Here is a 17,941-nt window from a genome sequence, read left to right as displayed (position 1 = left end):
TCACTTAAGTAGAATATCTTGCTATCGCTTGATTGATCCGCTCTCTTGCCTCTAAGAGCCATGTTCCCTGATCCCTCGGGTATACAGAGAAGGTCAACGATGTACTCAGACCCTCTTCCATAATGGCTATCGTTGCTTTCTTGCCAATTTTCTGCTCAAGTAATTCTAGTGCGCGCAAATCCTGCAACCCTTCATATAGAACTTCCAGTCGAATGGATTCAATCGGGCCTTCTTCTCCCGGATAGACCAAGTAGGCATCTCCTGAGGGAAATGCATGCTCAGCGTCAGTCGTACGATAAGGGTCCAGCTGCTGATTCAATGAATATTGCGAGTACCAGAAGTTATAACCCCAATGCAAGAAGCCCTGTAATCCGAATTTATACAATTGAAACCCGATTATACGATTTCTAGCAGATGGCATGTTGAAAAACCGGTTGGATACTTGTTCACCTTGAGCGCAGCAATAGTACGTCCAAAGGTCTGGAACCTGATGTTCTAAGAACGGTTCAATATGCGTATTCGCAGGAATCGGCCTTTTCACCAGGCCCTGTTCATACAACTCCAATTCGGACAAAGCGTCCATGATCGGATAACTTGATAAATGTTTATAAATGATCTCACTTGCAGCTCGGTACGATTCCAAATGTTCCTCTCCTGGTTCATCTGAAATATGGAACCAGCTTTGCTGGTCTATTCCCTGCTCTTTCAAATATTGATCTAAGCAAGGTAAAAATTGATCCAAGAAACTACGGTATTCCGCCGAGGATGCGTCCGTATCCCAGCCGAATAGTTGCTGATCTTCACCTTGAATGGTTACCATTATTTTTGGTGCACATTTTGCACCCCATTGAGTAAATAAATGAGAGAACTCAAAGTATTTGAAGCCAAGTCGGCGGCACATCGATACCCAACGAGTAAGCAGATCAAATCCGAATTCATAACGATCTCCCGCTTTAGTCACGGAAATCAATTGAACGGTTGGACGTACTCCACCAATGGCTGTATCCAAAGGCGGTGTAAACAACGGAGTTAAGATCATGTTCATGCCATGCTTAACCATCGTATCTGCATAACGTTCTATAAGGGCCCAATGTGCTTCACTAAATACTTCGACACCATACTTTGTAGCAAGACAATCCACATGGAACCATTCCGTATGAATTAACTGTTGCGGCGGTAGTGTTGCAGGGATAACGGTTAACTCGAATACATCCGATTCACCTAACATCTGCCCTTCAGATGATTGGAAGAGGACCTGAATAGAGCGAAGCCCCGTACTCATTGTTTCATCCAAGGTTATCGTCACCCATAAAGATCGCCATTGTCCCGGGATCGATGAAATAGATTGTTGATCCAGCGTATACAATGGATCTGGATATAATCCCGGCGTAGTTCTTAGCACATCGTCATCATGATTTTTGAAACAAGGCATTTCTGAAGGAACAAGTCCAACGGATCTTATACTTATTAGATCTGGAAGAGATGACTTTATCTCTACTTCAATATTCTTTAGAAGTGTATCTGAGGTATAAGCGACTTGGAACGAAAATGTTTCTCCGACAAGTGCGGTTGCACTGTGATAGGATTCATGATTCGGCACTTCATCAGCAAATACCTTAACCAACGAACTTAATAACATCGTCTGAAATGGCTGCGGGGCATTCATCGTTGCTTCACCTCTTCATCATTACAGACACTTTGTGCAAATTCTTTCAGAACAATACTGTTACCCTCGATGCGAGATTGCTCTGCTGCAAAAGCCATAAGGTGACTTTGAACGGAATGATTTGCTGATGTAAGACCTTGAATCTTCCCTTCCGCTCGAACCAGCTTAACAAAATCTTTGATTAACCCCATATCGCCGCCGCCATGACCAACATGACCACCTGCATTCTCGAACGAGATTCTCTCTACCTTACCGCTGCCAAAATGGATCACTTCAATTTCATTCTTCTCCATCGCACCGCGAATTTCCCCCGTGGTACCCATCAGCTTGAGGGTACGACTTACATCTTTGGTAAACGCACTCATTGTAAAAGCTATAGTTACGGAATTAGCAAATTCTAGATTTACCACTTGATGGTCGACGACATCATTATCACAATGATAGACACATCGTCCATAAGGTCCTTCCTGAAGAGCATTCAGGCGGGCTTCATAGCTTGGATCATCGCTAATTGCCGATGTAGGCCAATCCGTATCCTCCGTCAAATATTGATTAGGAGCATAATAGAGACATTTATCTGCTGCTGGGCATCCATCTGTGCAACGTAGCGGGGCTCCTTCCGGTGCTTCACTAGATTTGAAATGGGACAGTGAGCCAAAGGAAGACACTCGAACACATTCTGAATCTGTCAACCAGGAAAGAATGTCCAGATCATGACAGGACTTAGCGAGAATCATCGGACTGGACTCATCCTTTTTGCGCCAATTCCCTCTTACGAAGCTATGAGCTTGATGCCAGTAACCCACGTTCTCATTATGTTGAATGGACATCAATTGTCCGATCGCACCACTTTCCAGCAGTTCCTTGATCGTAGAGAAGAAATTGGTATATCTCAATACATGGCATATCGAGAAGACACGATTCACTTTAGAGGCCATTTCCCCCATAAGTACACATTCCTTGGCATCAGGGGACATCGGTTTTTCTAATAGCACATGATACCCTGCCTCCAGTGCTTTCATTGTTGGCACATAATGCTGATTGTCTTGGGTACAGATAAATACCGCATCTGCTACTTTCGGGGAGGCAAAAAAATCATCCCAATGGGTAAAGCACATATCATCAGCCAGCTTATGTCTTGCCTTAAATTTATTTCTCCGCTTCGCATTCGGCTCTGCAACAGCTACAACTTGAAGCTCATCGGGGTGCTGAATCGCATATTCTGAATAATTAATTCCTCGCAGGCCCGCTCCAATTAAAGCAACAGTAACTTTCTTCATCGCAATCTGCTCCTTCATATGAGACTTTATGCTATGTCTTTCCTCTATTTCTTTATTCTTTAACACTACCAACCGTCATTCCTTTTACGAAATACCTTTGTAAGAATGGATACACTACCATAATTGGCAATGCGCCCATGAATATTTGCGCCGTTCGGATCGTCTTCTCACTCAGGTTCTCCATCACCTTGAGCTGCTCAATGGACATCGATGACATCTGGGCATTGATAGACATAATCAAGGTAGAAAGATAGGTCTGTAGCGGATAATGCTCAGGTGAATTCAGGTAAAGGATACCGTCAAACCAAGCGTTCCAATGCCCAACTATGGTGAATAACCCAATCGTTGCGATGGATGGAAGGGATATCGGTAAATAAATTTGCCAAAGTACTCTCCAATGTCCGGCACCATCAATCGTAGCCGCTTCATCCAATTCTCTTGGAATAGATCTGAAGAAGTTAAGCATCAGAACCATATTCCATACATTCAATGCACCTGGTAAGATAAGTGCCCAAATGGAATCGATTAAGCCTGTATTCTTCACTACGATATACGTCGGAATTAAGCCGCCTCCAAAAAACATCGTAATCGCGAATATCCATACATATACGGTTCTAAATTTAAACTGATCATTCGATTTGGAAAGCGGAAAAGCAGTAATAAATACTAGAAACAAGTTAACTACTGAACCGAGCACTACTCGTTTTACGGAGACTCCCAAGGAACGAAAGAACTCTACCTTTTCTCCTAAATATACATAAGCATCCCAGGAAAAGCCGACGGGCCAAAGCTTCACTTCTCCAGCCATCGCAGCTGTATTCGAGCTAAGTGAGATGGAGAGTAAGTGTACAAATGGGATAATGCCGAGTATGGTAATGAAAGTTAACAACAGCGTATTGAACACGATAAATAACTTTCTGCTGAATGATTGTTTATGTAGCACCATCTCCACCTCCTAGAATATGCGGTAATTGTTAAATTTGTAAGCTGCATAGTAAGTTGTTGATACCATAAATAAAGATATTATCGATTTAAAGAGACCCACTGCTGCCGCAGGTCCAAATTGTTGGCTGAACATCCCCAATCGATAGACAAATGTATCTATTATATCTGCGCCTGCATATACAGTCGGGTTATACATAATCAATATCTGCTCAAAACCTGCGTTAAGAATACCACCGAGACCTAATACACTAAGTAAAATAATAATCGGTGCTATACCTGGAAGCGTAATGTTAAGCATTTGCTTCCATTTCCCTGCACCATCTACCTCTGCCGCTTCATACAGCGTCGCATTAATTCCTGTGATGGCAGCAAGCATGATGATCATATTGTAGCCCATGCCTTTCCAGACATCCGAGCCAATGATAATCCCCCTGAACCAACCATTATCAAGCATGAACATGATAGGTTCTAAGCCCATAGAGGAAATTAAGCCATTAATAGGTCCATTCAGAGAGAATAATTCAATAATGACACCCCCAAGGACGGTCCATGAAAGGAAGAACGGGAGGAAAATGGCGGATTGAATAAAACCTGCGAACCATTTCTTAGTAAGCTCATTTAATAATAGAGCTAGAATGAGCGGGACAAGCAGAGACAATACCATTTTGATGATAGCTATGACTAGCGTATTCCAAAGTACTTGCTTGAAATCCGGTAAATTAAATACATAACGGAAGTTATCTAATCCCACAAAATCGGATTTAAAAAAACCGGATAACGGCTCAAACTGTTGAAACGCCATAACCAGGCCGGCCATCGGTCCGTAGGCATAAATCAGTGTAACAATCACACCAGGTATTAACATGATATGAAGCGGATATTCTTTCTTCAGTGATTTCATAGATGCCCTCCTCACCAACTTACTCATTTTAAAACGGGAGGTGAGTCGGCTCACCCGACTCACCTCACCCGCTTTCTTGTCCCTATGATTTATTTCGTAGCTTCCGTGCTATACCATTCATTGACCTCATCGATAATTTCATTACCGCCAAGTGCCTTCCAGCTATCCACGAATTTATCGAAATCATCAAGAGAACCACCCATGATAATCTTGGTAAAGGACTCTTGCATCAACTTATCCAGCTGACCGCCCTTTTCCACTACTGTTGGTGTAGGAAGACCGTAAAACTCGTTGTATACAAATTGTTGATTTTCTTTAATTTGTCGTGTTAAGCCCCAGCCACCGTCTTTTGCAGCCCGGCTATAATATTGACCCCAGTTTACACCTTTGGTAGCGTTAGATGTGTCGCCTGCCAGGAAGTCCTTAGTCGCTTTGAAAGTATCCGCAACGGTCTTATAATTTGCATCGTCTATTGTAATTTCAGTCTGATTAGCATCGAGCGCTTTGTTTACTTCCCTGTAAATCGTATCAATATCAACAGGGTTGGCAATCCGTGGGTTAAACCAGTTGTATACATAGCCATCTGCCGCTTTGTTCTTATCCTTGTATTTCTTATTACCAACTTCGATGTAGAAATTGAGCATCTTAATCGCTGCTTCTGGGTTCTTCATCTTTTTGTTCACAACGAAAATTTTGTTGCTGCGGATTTTTGGAACGAGTGATTTAGCTGGACCATCAATCCCTGGAAGCTGAATTGCAATCCAATCCGCCTTTGGATCTTTGTCTACGCTGGAGTTAAGCGGCCAGTTCGGATACCACCACTCTCCGTAGGAAATACCCACTTTACCTGCAGTCAGATCTTCTACAGCCTTATTCTCATCCTTTAGTGCAAACTCTTTATCAATAATTCCATCTTTATACCATGCTTGTAGCTTACCAAGTGCATTCTTCACTTCAGGCTGAATCAATCCCGGTAACAATTTGTCATCGCCGCCTTTAATCCAAGCCGATTGTTTATCACCAACGGAAGGATAAGCACCGAATCCATTAAAGAAACCTCTGACATCAAATCCCCAAAAGAAGAGATTCTTTTGCATGGCGATACCATAGGTGTCATTCTTACCATTCTGATCTGGATCATTATGTGTGAATGCTTGTGCAACTTTCTCAAGCTCATCGATCGTCTTCGGTGCCTGTAAACCTAGATTATTAAGCCAATCTTGACGAATCCATAGCAGCTGCGTGGATAAGAAGGGATCTTCAAATGCAGGAATACCTAATTGCTTACCATCCGCACTGAACGTTTTCATCGCGAATCCACCATCTGAGTCCATATAAGCCTTAAGAGCTGGTGACGCATATTGTGCATAAGCATCTGTCAGATCAGCAAGCATATCTTGCTTTTTAAGTTTCTCATAGTTCTTCTGATCAACTTCTATCACATCGGGTAGATCCCCCGATGCCATGGCAAGCGAGAACTTCTGTTCAAACTGGGCAGAGGGAACGGTCCATTTGTATTTCACTTCAATATTCATCATCTCTTTGAGATCTTTCAGGTAGGCATTTTGTTCCGGTGTTATTCCGCTTGGAGTTCTTGGATCTTCTGGTGGATTATATCCTAGTATTTCTGTAACAGTGATCGTTTCCGGGTATTTCCCTAGTGGATCAGGTGCTGTGGCGTTGTCTGTCGCACTATTCGTAGTGTCTTCCTTAGGCGTAGATGGTGCATTCGCATTTCCATTCCCTTGACTTCCACATGCTGACAATAATGAAAGAATCATCGTTACTGACAAAATCATTTTCCATGGTCTCATTTTTTTCATCTGAACGCTTCCCCCCTTTGTTTGCTGCAATTCTTGTTGTTTAATCAGTGTTCCTAGTTATTATTTTAGTCACAGAGGAAACCGCTTTCAATTTCACTTTTTTTACATCACTTTCACTTTATTTACTTATTTTGAATTTCGATAATCCTGTGGAGATAAACCCATTTTGCGTTTGAAGAATGTTGTAAAGTAGGATGGTGATTCAAAACCGACCCGGATGGCGATTTCATTTAATTTCAGAGTTGTATTCTTCATCAGTTGCAGAGCAACATGCAGCTTCGTCGACTGGATATACTCTAATAAATTTTGACCTGTCGTCTGTTTATAATAACGAGATAAATAGGACGGATTAAGATGCACCTCTGCAGCAATTGAGGTAAGCGATAGATCTCCAGATAGGTTCTCCTGCACAAATTGGTGAATTTGTTCGATGATTAGCGTCTTGAAATCTTCCTGCTCGATTCCTCCAGCTTTGTGCATCGTATCCTCAAGTTGACTTAGTTTCTCAAGGTCTAAGATAAGCATGTGCTGACCTAATAAAGCTCTCTTAAGAATCATAGAGCGCACTGCTTCAACTTGAAGATGGATTGATTCCCAATGGTTAAGTAAATCCCCCGATATTCCGAATGAAACGCAGACACTTAGCAGCTCATCACACTCATTCTGTACAGGCTCTAATATCCCTCTCATATAAGCAACGATTCCAGGCCAATTCACCCCTTGATCTGGATAGCCACTACGAAAGCGATTCAGCAATCCTTCATCTGGTTGAAGCAGCCATATGAATACACGATCATCATAAATCACTTCTTCACATGCAATAGATGCAGGCAGGTGATCATGGAAAATACGCTGAACAGACGGAGGCATTTTAAATTTAGGATCATCTAGTCGATCCAAGAAACCAACAAGAAAGAACGAAGGACGATCTAATGCAATGCCGAACTCTACATCCTTGTAACGTACATTATTGAGTATAGAAGTAATAGACTCCCCGCTAAGCACCCGCTCCATCAGCTCTTTCTTTAGGAAGGAACTAGCGATTTGATAGTGCATTTGTGCCTTCTCCAATTGAAGTCTACGACGGTTCTCCTCGTCTAGCTTGTCGATTGCTGCCTTCACAGCTTGGAAAATAGGTTCAATTCCTTCCGTTTTCAGAATGTAATTGTCCACATTCTTACGAATCGCTTCGTATACATAATCAAATTCACTGTATCCTGTAAGGAAAATCACTCGGCATAATGGCCAATAATAGACGATTTCGTCCACGAGCTGGAGACCATTCTTCTGAGGCATACGAATATCGCTAACCAAAATATCCAATTTCGTTTTCTTAGCAATTTCAAGAGCTTCGCTTGAGGAGAAAGCTTTTCGTATATCCAGTTCAAATTCTGAGTTATCCTGAAACAGTTGGACTAATCCATTCACAATCACAGGCTCGTCATCTACGATTAGTAATCTATACATAATCACACTTCCTTACTCTCATATTTAACTATCAGTTCTACTCTCAATCCTCCGTATTTGCTGCGTGAGACAAACAAGCCACTATCTGGTCCGTACTTCAATTGGAGTCTATTATTAACGTTGATTAATCCCGTCTTCTCAACTTGTTTCAGACCCATCGCAAGTTTCTTCTGCAAGTACTCTATTTCCTCATCTTTTAAAAGATTGCCGTTATCTTCAATCGTGATAATTACTTTTCCCTCTTCGCATTCGGCACCAATATAGACAACCCCTTGTCGGGAGTCGTCTTCGAAAGCATGCTCGAACACATTCTCAACAATCGGCTGAATAATCAGCCTCGGTACTAAAATCGCATTCGCCAAAACGGGTATTTCTTCATATTCGAAAGAAATACGATTCGAGAAGCGAATACACTGAATTTCACAATAATCAAGCGCATGCTGATACTCCTTAAAGAATGCCACCTCGTCCGCTCCACTTCTTGTGATGTATTGGTAGTAGCTCCCTAGCTTTTGTGAGAGCTCAGCCGCACTATCGGAATCTCCTACTTTACACATCATGTAAATATTAAAGAAGCTGTTATAGAGAAAATGCGGGTTAATCTGTGACTGCAATTGCTTCAACTGCGAATGCTGCAGGGCAATCTTCTGTTCATAATTTTCCTCAATAGAACGCTTAAGTCTAGAAGCCATGCGATTAAAACTATTAAATATATAGTAAAACTCATCTTTCGTCTTTGACTCGATGACTAAATCAAGATTATCCGTTTCTACCATACGGAATGTCTTAACCAATTTGGATAAGGGCCTATGAATCATTAGATTTACCGAATAAGAATAAAGTATCATTACCACAATAGCGATGACGAAAGAGGCATATAGTAGTGTATTAAATTGGCTTAAAGGCCTTGTGATTTCATTCTGATTCACGTACATAATCAAGGATAGATTCAAAGAACTGATAAAGTTATGGGCAATAAAGTAACTTTTACCGTTCACCTTGTTTATTTCTGGGATATCGGAATTAAACTGATCCTGTTTGGTGATGAGTCTAAGGACCTCAGTAGATACTAACTGATCGTCTGTAGTAGATAGAATATTGCCCAGCTCATTACTTCCCAGAAATACCTCCGATTCTTGATATAAGGTTGCGATTTGATTTAGTGCCTCCAATAGCTTACCTTTTGAGATTTCAATATACGACCAAAGCTCCGCATTATCTCCTGTTTCTATAAGGAAAATCGCATCACCACTCCGATAGAATGAAGGCTTCTGCTTAACCTTAAGTAACGAGGAAATTTTCTCGTACTCCATATTAGGAATGGCCGTGACCCCCGTCTTACCAGAGATCGTTTTACCCAGAGACTTAATATATATCCCGGCGTTAACCACATATTCGCTTGAGGCAATGATCCGATTCAATAGATCTTCAGCATTACCGATTAATTCTACCTCTTCATACTTTTCTAAACTTTCGCCTCGGAAACTAAGCTTCTGTATGTTTTTATCTTCTTGAAATTGTAATTGTTGATTGCGGATGAAATATATCTCTTTATCCAGTTGCTTGGAATAGAATGACGCCCCAGCCAGGGATGAGTCCAAAATCGTATTTTTGGTGAATGACATCCCTTTATAATTCACCCAAATATTCATCGATATGAGCGGAATCAAAAAGACGATAAATACGATGACAACTTTCTGATAGACGAACCATTTTACTTTTCCCGTAGCCAGCAGCTTCATTCTCTACCTCCGTATCTACTCATTTTGAGCCCTTAAAGCTATAAAAAAGACCCGTAAAGTAGTCCTTTCCTCAAGGGAGGATTTTACGGGTAATGACTATTCTTTTAATTATAGATAAACATCATCATGTCATGCTAAGAAGACTTTCATCCCATCATAGGAAATGATGAAATTCTCCTCTGCTGTATTCTTAACTAAAGTATCATGCAACTCTGCGCTGTAGTGAGAGAAATGAGTCAGAATAAATGATGTACTAGTATCACAACTATTTTGGTCAAGCAAACGTTCTCTTACAATCCGACAACCGGAGATCCCCATATGATAATCATATCTATCCTCTAGCCCATAATTACAATCCAGACTAACAACGTCCAGATGCTTATCACGTAGATAATTGAAGGTTTCATCACTGAATATACCACTATCATTGCCGTATAAGAATCTTGTGTTATTCTGCTCAAGTAGATAGATAAAGCTATGTTCATCCGGCTTGTGATGGGCTGGCAACGCGGTTACTGTCACTTCTCCTAGAGTGAAGGGCATGAAAGACTGTATGATATGAAACTCGTAAAAAGGATCTTCAATCGTATCGGTTCCATAATCATAGCGAAGAGCTGACTTCATCGTTTCTTCTACCGTTTCATTTCCGTAAATATGCAGTTTTTTTCCACTCTCCTGCAGCTGACAATACCAATGTTCATGCCTCATCATGAGCTCCGCTGCTGCAAAATGATCCGTATGCGAATGTGTAACAATCAAATGATTAACTTTCCCCAAATCCAATTTGTAACGAAGCTTATTCATATACATGTCAGGTGAGAAATCCAGCAGCAAATCAGAGTTAATAAGCGCTCCTGTACGAGCGCGAATATTCTTGCCACCAAGCTCCATCGCCATAGAGCAACGTTCACATTGACAAAATAAAGCTGGATAACCCTCGCTTGCTCCAGTTCCTAAATACATAAATTCCATGGTATCATCTCCCAGCGCATTTTATGATAGCGCTTACTAATTAGTAAAAAAAAGATATATGCTAAATAGTGTCGCTGGCGCTACATTACGAATAATGAGTGAAAATCCCATTTTCGTCAAGGTTCACTTCGTTGGGAGTTGGGTAGTAAGTGAAGAAGGTTATGAAACGAGTAGCCATAGACCAAAAAAAAGCAAGGCTCCTCCAATAACAGGAGGAGCCTTGCTCCGTTGACTTTTATCCTATGGGTGTTGAGTGCCGGGACAGCACCCTTATCATTACGATATATTAATTACTTCGTTTAAATCTTCGAGCTAACACAAATCCCACAAGAACTAGACCTCCACCTACTAAGTAAATAGGAAGTGCACTGTCTTCTCCCGTTTTCGGAAGCTCTGTTGGTTTATTGCTGTTATCCCCTGGTTCTTTCACAGTACCTGTCGGTACTTCCTCGACATCAATCTCGATCTCAATCTCTTCTTCATTTCCATTCTCATCTGTCACAATGATCGTGAACTTGTCTTTGCCAATGAAGCCTGGATCTGGTGTATAAATCCACTTGCCATCTTTAGTAATTGTCACCTTACCATGATCTGGCTTATCACTAATACTTGGTAATCCACCGAGTGGGATTTCACCTTCAAGAGGAATGTCCTCATCTGTAGTCAGTTTCTCTACAGGTGGCGTCACCTTCGGAACAATAGGCGTACTAGTTGGCACCGACGTGATAGTTGGTGTTACTGTTGGTGCTACTGTTGGTGTCGCCACCACAGGTGTTGCGGATGGAGTAGCCGTAACGATTACTCCCGGTATTGACGTCGGGGTCGACACAGGGAAAATTGGATTGTCTGGCGTCGACGTAGGTGTTACTGTCGACACAGGTGTTTCCGTCGGCGTTGCTGTCGGCGTTGCCGTCGGTGCTGTTGTTGGCGCTGTTGTTGGTGCTGTTGTTGGCGCTGTTGTTGGTGCTGTTGTTGGCGCTGTTGTTGGTGCTGTTGTTGGTGCTGTTGTTGGTGCTGTTGTTGGTGCTGTTGTTGGTGCTGTTGTTGGCGCTGTTGTTGGTGCTGTTGTTGGTGCTGTTGTTGGTGCTGTTGTTGGTGCTGTTGTTGGTGCTGTTGTTGGTGCTGTTGTTGGCGCTGTTGTTGGCGCTGTTGTTGGTGCTGTTGTTGGCGTCACTATCTTTTGATTCGTTACAGTCATATCTGTAACTGTTGTTGAACTAAATTTCACCTCATATTTATTTGCATCCTTGATATATCCAATAGGTGCCGTTTTTTCTTGCAAGAAGTATTTACCAGGCCGGAGATCTTTAAATACTGTTTTACCGTCTTTATCTGTCGGAATAGATGTGCTAAATAAAACCTCCTCGGATCCAGACACGCGATATAAATTGAAGATAGCTCCTTCAAGAGCTTTACTATTATCTGCTGCATCTACTTTCTTGACAGCTAATTCTTTTCTAGTCCCTTGTCCAATTCCACTGGAATCCGAAAATACTACAGTTACACTTGATTCTTTGGATTGGGTTTCCGTTTGGGATCCATTACCACTAAATTTAACAGAGTTACTAATTTTCCCACCATTTTTCGCCTCTAAAATTATAGAGTCATACTTCAAAATAAAAGGTTTCTCAATCGTTTTATTGAACTTCAATTTAAATTGCTCTGCACCTGTCTTGTCATCCTTTGTAAATTCAAGCGTATAATCCTTGTCCGCTCCTTGAACGAGTGCTGGACCAGATTCATTGACTGTGCCATCCTTTAAAATTGTTGTCGGCAGCAACCGGAATGACTCCGGCAAGAACATTTGATTAGCGTCCGGATTATCAATGATTTGTGCATCTTCCACAAGAGATTGGTTATAGTTGATCTTTAAAGTCCAATTTAGTTTTGTCTCATTTTTAGGGTCCTGTACTCCTGACTTGGTAACATATTGATCATTTTTACCACCGTTTGGAATGCTAACTTCACTTTTCAAATCTTTTGATACAGGCACACCATTGTCAGACAGCTTTGCTGTATTGTAAATCGTTCCATTCTCGACCACTTGATCCTTTAAGCTGGTGCTGAATTTAATCAAATAAGGCTTAGCAATTTTTTCATTAAAGCTTATTTTCAACAATTTAGTCGTTTTATTGTAATCTACAGAATATAGTTTGGGATTAGAGCTGGCAGTAACAGTGACTTCTTTTCCAACTTTAGGGTTACCACTGCTTTCTATCGAAAGTTCATAAACCTTTATAGATCCCTCTATCAACTGCTGTTTATCTTCTAAGGTATCAACAAGCACAGCTTTATCAAGCTCTTTGCTATTGTAGTTAATCCCTATTTCCCAAGAAATCTCTTTGGTTTGAGCGTCATAGGAACCGTTTTTGTAGCCATTATTCTTTGCTTTTGAATCAGGATAGAATGTATCCTCAACCGTGATGGTTTTCGTTTCTGTAGGTTTGGACGGGTCATTCCATACAACAGAAGCTCTATTCAAAAATTTCACTTCGTTCTTAACCCAATCATATACAGTCCCGTTACTATTCTTCAACCAATCATTATTGAAATACGTTTTGTAAGTAATTGTATAAGTCTTATCTATTGATGAGTTGAATTTCACGGTAAAACCTTCTGTAGGTTTTGAATCATCAAGAGTATACATAGAAGAGTCCACTAGTTTTCCGCTATCATCTTTGATAACAAACCCAACATCAGTAAATTTCAAACCTCTGTTAGGGAAGGTATCCGTAATCACTACATTATTCATTACTTTTTTATCACTATTAATTTTTATTGTCCAGCTTATAGTTTTATCAGCGTAATTAGCCTGTCCAACCTTCTTGGAGATAATATCTTGATTAAGTGTCCCGCTCGCAGGCTTGTCATTAGTAACACCATTAACTATAGTAGTAACAGTATTTGAAACCTTTGTTGCTTCTTCGATGCGATCTTTCGCCCGGGTCTGATACTCGATCTTGTAAGCATTCGAAATATTATTATTAAATGATAATTCGAAATTTTTCAGCCCTGCTTTCGGAGTTAAAGTATTCTCAGATACTGTGTAGTCAGTTACTAAAACTTTATCAGGATTATCTTTAGACTTAGTGAAATCTAATTTATATACCTTCAGAGAGCCAGGTACAAACTGTTGAGAGTCCGTATAATAATCGAACAATTTGGCATCTGCTTTAGAGATCGATTTTTCACCATAATTGTACTCAATCGCCCAATAAGTGTCCTGTGTCACGGAATTATAACTGAGAAAAGATTTCTTCAATAATGCTCCATGATTAAGAGATACACTTGCATTATCTGAAAAAGGTCCTGTATTATTCCCCTTGAAAGTTGCCGTGTTTACAAAAGTGGTTTTAGTATCATCAATAACATCCGTAACGTATTCAATACGGTATGCTTCCGTAATAGGTGTATTAATATCAGGGGTAATAAACTTTACCTCTAGGGTGTTCCCCTGTTGACTTGCAGAATATTGACTAGTGTTTAAAGGAGCACCAGGAGATACATCACCGTTTAGTGCTACATTAAGCTTACTGACCTTGATATCACTTATATCAGTTAAAGCTAAACCCGTAGGGATTACATCAGTTACAACAGCTCCATATACACTATCCATAACTTTGTTCACATCAACAGTCCATTTAATCTGTTTGGCATTATAATTTCCTTGATTAGTGCCTACCGCAACTCCATCTTTGTCAATAGTAGAACTAACCTCAGGTTTAAATTGGACTGTAAACTCCTGCTCTGCACCACCATTTATCGGAAACTTAATCGTATAGGGTATAGTATCCGTAAACTTTGTTGTGTCAAAACGAGTCTCCACTTCAATTGCACCTTTGACATCGAAATATTCTCCGACTTCACCGGTGAATGTTAAGGTAACTTTGTTAGGACTCCCTTTTATAATGTCGTAATGCCCCAGTTCTTGCCCTTCAATCATAATCTTTTTATTCAAAAAGTCTTTCTCGAGCACAAACCCTTCTGGTAGTTCAAATGTAAAAGTATCACCTGCAACGTAATCACTTCCATCTGGAACCGCCCAGTTATAGTTCAACTTCACGGTGGAGCTCAGCTTGTAAACAGAATCTGTGACCTGTACCCCATTCTCATATACAGACATCGTCACACTTGTAATGATATTAGCACTGTTCTCAATCGCCTTTGCTTTGACCTGAGAATCGAAGCCAAAAGCATTGAAAAACTGCGTACTAAGAAGTATTACTACCATCCATAAACCAATTTTCTTTTTCCACATAAAACGAAAGTCCTCCTTCTTCCTATAAAAGTACTTACTCGACTATTTCTAAGTTGTTTGTTCTCCAAATACTTCAATAATCTCCCTTCGATTGTAATTTGCCGACATGAACAATTTCTGAACAGATCTGAAATTTCGCCAGAATTGGCTCAATTAGCAAATTTTTTGAATAACAAAAAAGCCCTGACAGTGAGTTCACTGTCAGGGCTTCCTCTAAGTATTAGTAAATTTCTGCACAATATAATTTCACTTATATACTTGCGTGGTCACGTTTGGTGTAAGTTTTACGCTTCTCTAGAAGCTTGTTAAGCGCATCAATATAAGCACGGGCACTCGCTTCCAGAATATCGGTACTAAGTCCACGGCCCTGTGCAGCAACTTCACCCTGCGACAGTACTACATGAACCTCGCCCTGTGCATCTTTACCACGGGAGACGGATTTAATGGAATAGTCCCCAAGGGTAACTTCCTCACCCGTGGCTTTATCAATTGCATTGTAGATGGCATCTACAGAACCATTGCCTTCTGCCTCTGCTACAATAGGCTCCGCTTCCGGACCATCGATAATCACCTTAGCAGTTGGAACAGCTTTATTACCGTAAGTAACGTAAATCGTCTGAAGTCTGAATACTTCTGGCGTATCAATTAGTTTCTCTTCAATTAATGCCAAAATATCTTCATCCGACACTTCTTTTTTCTTATCCGCCAAGTCCTTAAACCTTGAAAAAGCTGTATTAAGCTCTTCTTCAGATAAATCATACCCTAGATCACTTAACTTATCGCGGAAAGCATGGCGTCCAGAGTGCTTACCAAGTACCAGTTTGCTCTCTTTAAGTCCAATGGTCTCCGGTGTCATGATCTCATAAGTGGTTTTCTCTTTCAGCATTCCGTCCTGGTGAATACCCGATTCATGAGCAAATGCATTAGCTCCTACAATCGCCTTATTCCCTGGGACTACCATACCTGTCAACTTGCTGACCAAGCGACTTGTGCGAGAGATCTCGGACAAAGTTAAGGAAGTTTTTGCGTCAAAGAATTCAGCACGTGTCTCCAGCGCCAATGCCACTTCTTCAATCGCTGTGTTTCCGGCACGTTCACCAATACCGTTGATCGTTCCTTCGATCTGATCTGCACCATTCTGAATCGCAGCCAGCGTATTTGCTGTAGCCATACCAAGATCGTTATGACAATGAGCACTAAGCTGTACGCGTTCAATATCAGGCACATTCTCTTTTAGATATTTAAAGATAGCTCCGTACTCAGAAGGATTCAAATAACCTACAGTATCCGGGATATTAACAACATTAGCCCCTTCCCGGATAGCCATGCCGACCATTTCAGCCATGAAATCATACTCCGTACGGCCCGCGTCTTCTAATGAAAACTCGAGCTTAGGGAAATATTTCTTAGCGTATCGGATAGCAGACTGTGCAGTTTCCAACACCTGAGCCTTATCCATCCGCAGCTTATGCTGCCGGTGAATAGGAGATGTAGCTAGAAAAATATGAATACAAGGGTCCTGCGCTCCCTGTAGTGCTTCTTTTACAGCATCAATATCTGTCTCTCTAGAACGAGAAAGGCCGATTACTGTGACGTTCTTCACAGCTCTTGCCACCGCATTAACAGAAGCTAGATCACCTGGAGAAGCTGCAGGAAAACCCGCTTCCATGCGATCAATTCCCAGCTTCTCTAACTGGTAAGCGATCTCCACTTTCTCACGCGTGTTGAGGTTCACACCTGGTGACTGCTCTCCATCTCGCAGTGTCGTATCGAACACATAAATTTTCCGCATGCTAAGCACCTCCCAAAGATTGTGCTGAAACTCTCAAATGCGGCTCGCAAAGTCACGGCCGCATTTGAAGGTAATACTATTTAATCATAAGTATGATTATGATTATTTCTTAATCCAGTGCATCATTTCACGCAATTGGCTACCTACAACTTCTACTGGGTGAGCAGCTTCGTTGCGGCGAGTAGCGGTAAGGAAAGCACGTCCGGATTGGTTCTCAAGGATAAAGTCACGAGCGAATTTACCTTCTTGAATATCTGTCAGAACAGCTTTCATTGCTTTTTTAGTATCTTCAGTTACAATGCGTGGTCCAGTTACATAGTCACCGTATTCCGCAGTGTTACTGATGGAATCGCGCATGCTGGACAATCCGCCTTCGTATACCATGTCAACGATCAGTTTCAATTCGTGCAGACATTCGAAGTAAGCCATTTCAGGAGCATAGCCTGCTTCTGTCAAAGTTTCGAATCCAGCTTTGATCAGTGCGGATACACCACCACAAAGTACTGCTTGTTCGCCGAACAAGTCGGTTTCGGTTTCTTCGCGGAAAGAAGTTTCGATAACTCCTGCACGTGTACAACCAATACCTTTTGCATAAGCAAGACCGATTTCTTTCGCTTTACCTGTTGCATCTTGTTCGATTGCAATCAAGCCAGGAACGCCGAAGCCTTCAACATAAGTACGACGAACCATGTGACCTGGAGATTTTGGTGCTACGAGCAGCACGTCCGCATCTTTAGGAGCAACGATTTGTCCAAAGTGTACGTTAAATCCGTGGGAGAACATCAAAGCTGCGCCTTTTTTGAGGTTTGGTTCAACTTCATTTTTATATACGGATGCTTGAGTTTCATCTGGCATTAAGATTTGCACAACATCTGCACGGGATACTGCTTCAGCTACTGGCAATACTTCAAAACCGTCATTTTTCGCAGTTTCAAAAGATTTACCTTCACGAAGACCGATGACAACTTGAAGACCACTGTCACGTAGGTTTTGTGCTTGGGCATGTCCTTGGCTACCGTACCCGATTACCGCAATTGTCTTTCCTTTTAATACACTAAGTTCTGCATCCTGTTCATAGTACGTTGTAACTGCCAT

At 41.3% G+C, this 17,941-nt stretch carries 11 protein-coding genes; all 11 read right to left on the bottom strand.

Annotated features, from left to right (window positions below; all coding sequences use genetic code 11):
- Positions 1-4: 4 nt before the first annotated feature.
- Positions 5-1,666: a DUF4091 domain-containing protein gene (locus NST34_RS06620; protein ID WP_341127408.1), complete on the bottom strand. Its 1,662-nt coding sequence runs from the start codon at positions 1,664-1,666 to the stop codon at positions 5-7.
- Positions 1,663-2,946 (bottom strand): Gfo/Idh/MocA family protein, encoded by a 1,284-nt coding sequence (locus NST34_RS06615; RefSeq protein ID WP_340974693.1) that lies wholly within the window; start codon positions 2,944-2,946, stop codon positions 1,663-1,665. Before NST34_RS06615 ends, NST34_RS06620 begins: the two co-directional genes overlap by 4 nt.
- A 52-nt stretch (positions 2,947-2,998) precedes the next feature.
- Positions 2,999-3,892, bottom strand: a complete 894-nt coding sequence (locus NST34_RS06610; protein ID WP_042125110.1) for a carbohydrate ABC transporter permease — start codon at positions 3,890-3,892, stop codon at positions 2,999-3,001.
- 9 nt (positions 3,893-3,901) lie between these two features.
- Entirely contained in the window at positions 3,902-4,792 is an 891-nt protein-coding gene (locus tag NST34_RS06605; protein ID WP_339269438.1) for an ABC transporter permease, read from the bottom strand.
- A gap of 89 nt (positions 4,793-4,881) precedes the next feature.
- Positions 4,882-6,615, bottom strand: a complete 1,734-nt coding sequence (locus tag NST34_RS06600; protein ID WP_076286336.1) for an extracellular solute-binding protein — start codon at positions 6,613-6,615, stop codon at positions 4,882-4,884.
- Positions 6,616-6,741: 126 nt separating this feature from the next.
- Positions 6,742-8,082, bottom strand: a complete 1,341-nt coding sequence (locus NST34_RS06595) for a response regulator transcription factor (RefSeq protein ID WP_341127407.1) — start codon at positions 8,080-8,082, stop codon at positions 6,742-6,744.
- Positions 8,083-8,084: 2 nt separating this feature from the next.
- The gene (locus NST34_RS06590; protein ID WP_341127406.1) at positions 8,085-9,824 is read right to left on the bottom strand and encodes a sensor histidine kinase; all 1,740 of its coding nucleotides are present in this window, start codon (positions 9,822-9,824) and stop codon (positions 8,085-8,087) included.
- Between the two features lie 129 nt (positions 9,825-9,953).
- Positions 9,954-10,796 (bottom strand): MBL fold metallo-hydrolase, encoded by an 843-nt coding sequence (locus NST34_RS06585; RefSeq protein ID WP_076286339.1) that lies wholly within the window; start codon positions 10,794-10,796, stop codon positions 9,954-9,956.
- A 286-nt stretch (positions 10,797-11,082) separates the two neighbouring features.
- Positions 11,083-15,054, bottom strand: coding sequence for a collagen binding domain-containing protein (locus NST34_RS06580; RefSeq protein WP_341127405.1), 3,972 nt, complete (start codon positions 15,052-15,054; stop codon positions 11,083-11,085).
- A 250-nt stretch (positions 15,055-15,304) separates the two neighbouring features.
- Positions 15,305-16,846: a 2-isopropylmalate synthase gene (locus tag NST34_RS06575; RefSeq protein ID WP_341127404.1), complete on the bottom strand. Its 1,542-nt coding sequence runs from the start codon at positions 16,844-16,846 to the stop codon at positions 15,305-15,307.
- A 102-nt stretch (positions 16,847-16,948) separates the two neighbouring features.
- On the bottom strand, positions 16,949-17,941 hold the full coding sequence (gene ilvC / locus NST34_RS06570) for a ketol-acid reductoisomerase (protein WP_036679485.1): 993 nt from the start codon (positions 17,939-17,941) through the stop codon (positions 16,949-16,951).

This window comes from Paenibacillus sp. FSL H7-0714 (genome assembly GCF_038003765.1).
In the GTDB taxonomy this organism is placed as follows: Bacteria; Bacillota; Bacilli; order Paenibacillales; family Paenibacillaceae; genus Paenibacillus_AQ.
The sequence above is the reverse complement of the archived record's forward strand: the minus strand, read 5'-3'. Positions and strand labels throughout refer to the sequence as shown.

Coding starts and splice junctions, on each gene's coding strand:
- NST34_RS06595 (WP_341127407.1), bottom strand. CDS start 8,082: ATGTATAGATTACTAATCGTAGATGACGAGCCTGTGATTGTGAATGGA.
- NST34_RS06590 (WP_341127406.1), bottom strand. CDS start 9,824: ATGAAGCTGCTGGCTACGGGAAAAGTAAAATGGTTCGTCTATCAGAAA.
- NST34_RS06575 (WP_341127404.1), bottom strand. CDS start 16,846: ATGCGGAAAATTTATGTGTTCGATACGACACTGCGAGATGGAGAGCAG.
- NST34_RS06615 (WP_340974693.1), bottom strand. CDS start 2,946: ATGAAGAAAGTTACTGTTGCTTTAATTGGAGCGGGCCTGCGAGGAATT.
- NST34_RS06610 (WP_042125110.1), bottom strand. CDS start 3,892: ATGGTGCTACATAAACAATCATTCAGCAGAAAGTTATTTATCGTGTTC.
- NST34_RS06585 (WP_076286339.1), bottom strand. CDS start 10,796: ATGGAATTTATGTATTTAGGAACTGGAGCAAGCGAGGGTTATCCAGCT.
- NST34_RS06620 (WP_341127408.1), bottom strand. CDS start 1,666: ATGAATGCCCCGCAGCCATTTCAGACGATGTTATTAAGTTCGTTGGTT.
- ilvC (WP_036679485.1), bottom strand. CDS start 17,941: ATGGCAGTTACAACGTACTATGAACAGGATGCAGAACTTAGTGTATTA.
- NST34_RS06600 (WP_076286336.1), bottom strand. CDS start 6,615: ATGAAAAAAATGAGACCATGGAAAATGATTTTGTCAGTAACGATGATT.
- NST34_RS06605 (WP_339269438.1), bottom strand. CDS start 4,792: ATGAAATCACTGAAGAAAGAATATCCGCTTCATATCATGTTAATACCT.
- NST34_RS06580 (WP_341127405.1), bottom strand. CDS start 15,054: ATGTGGAAAAAGAAAATTGGTTTATGGATGGTAGTAATACTTCTTAGT.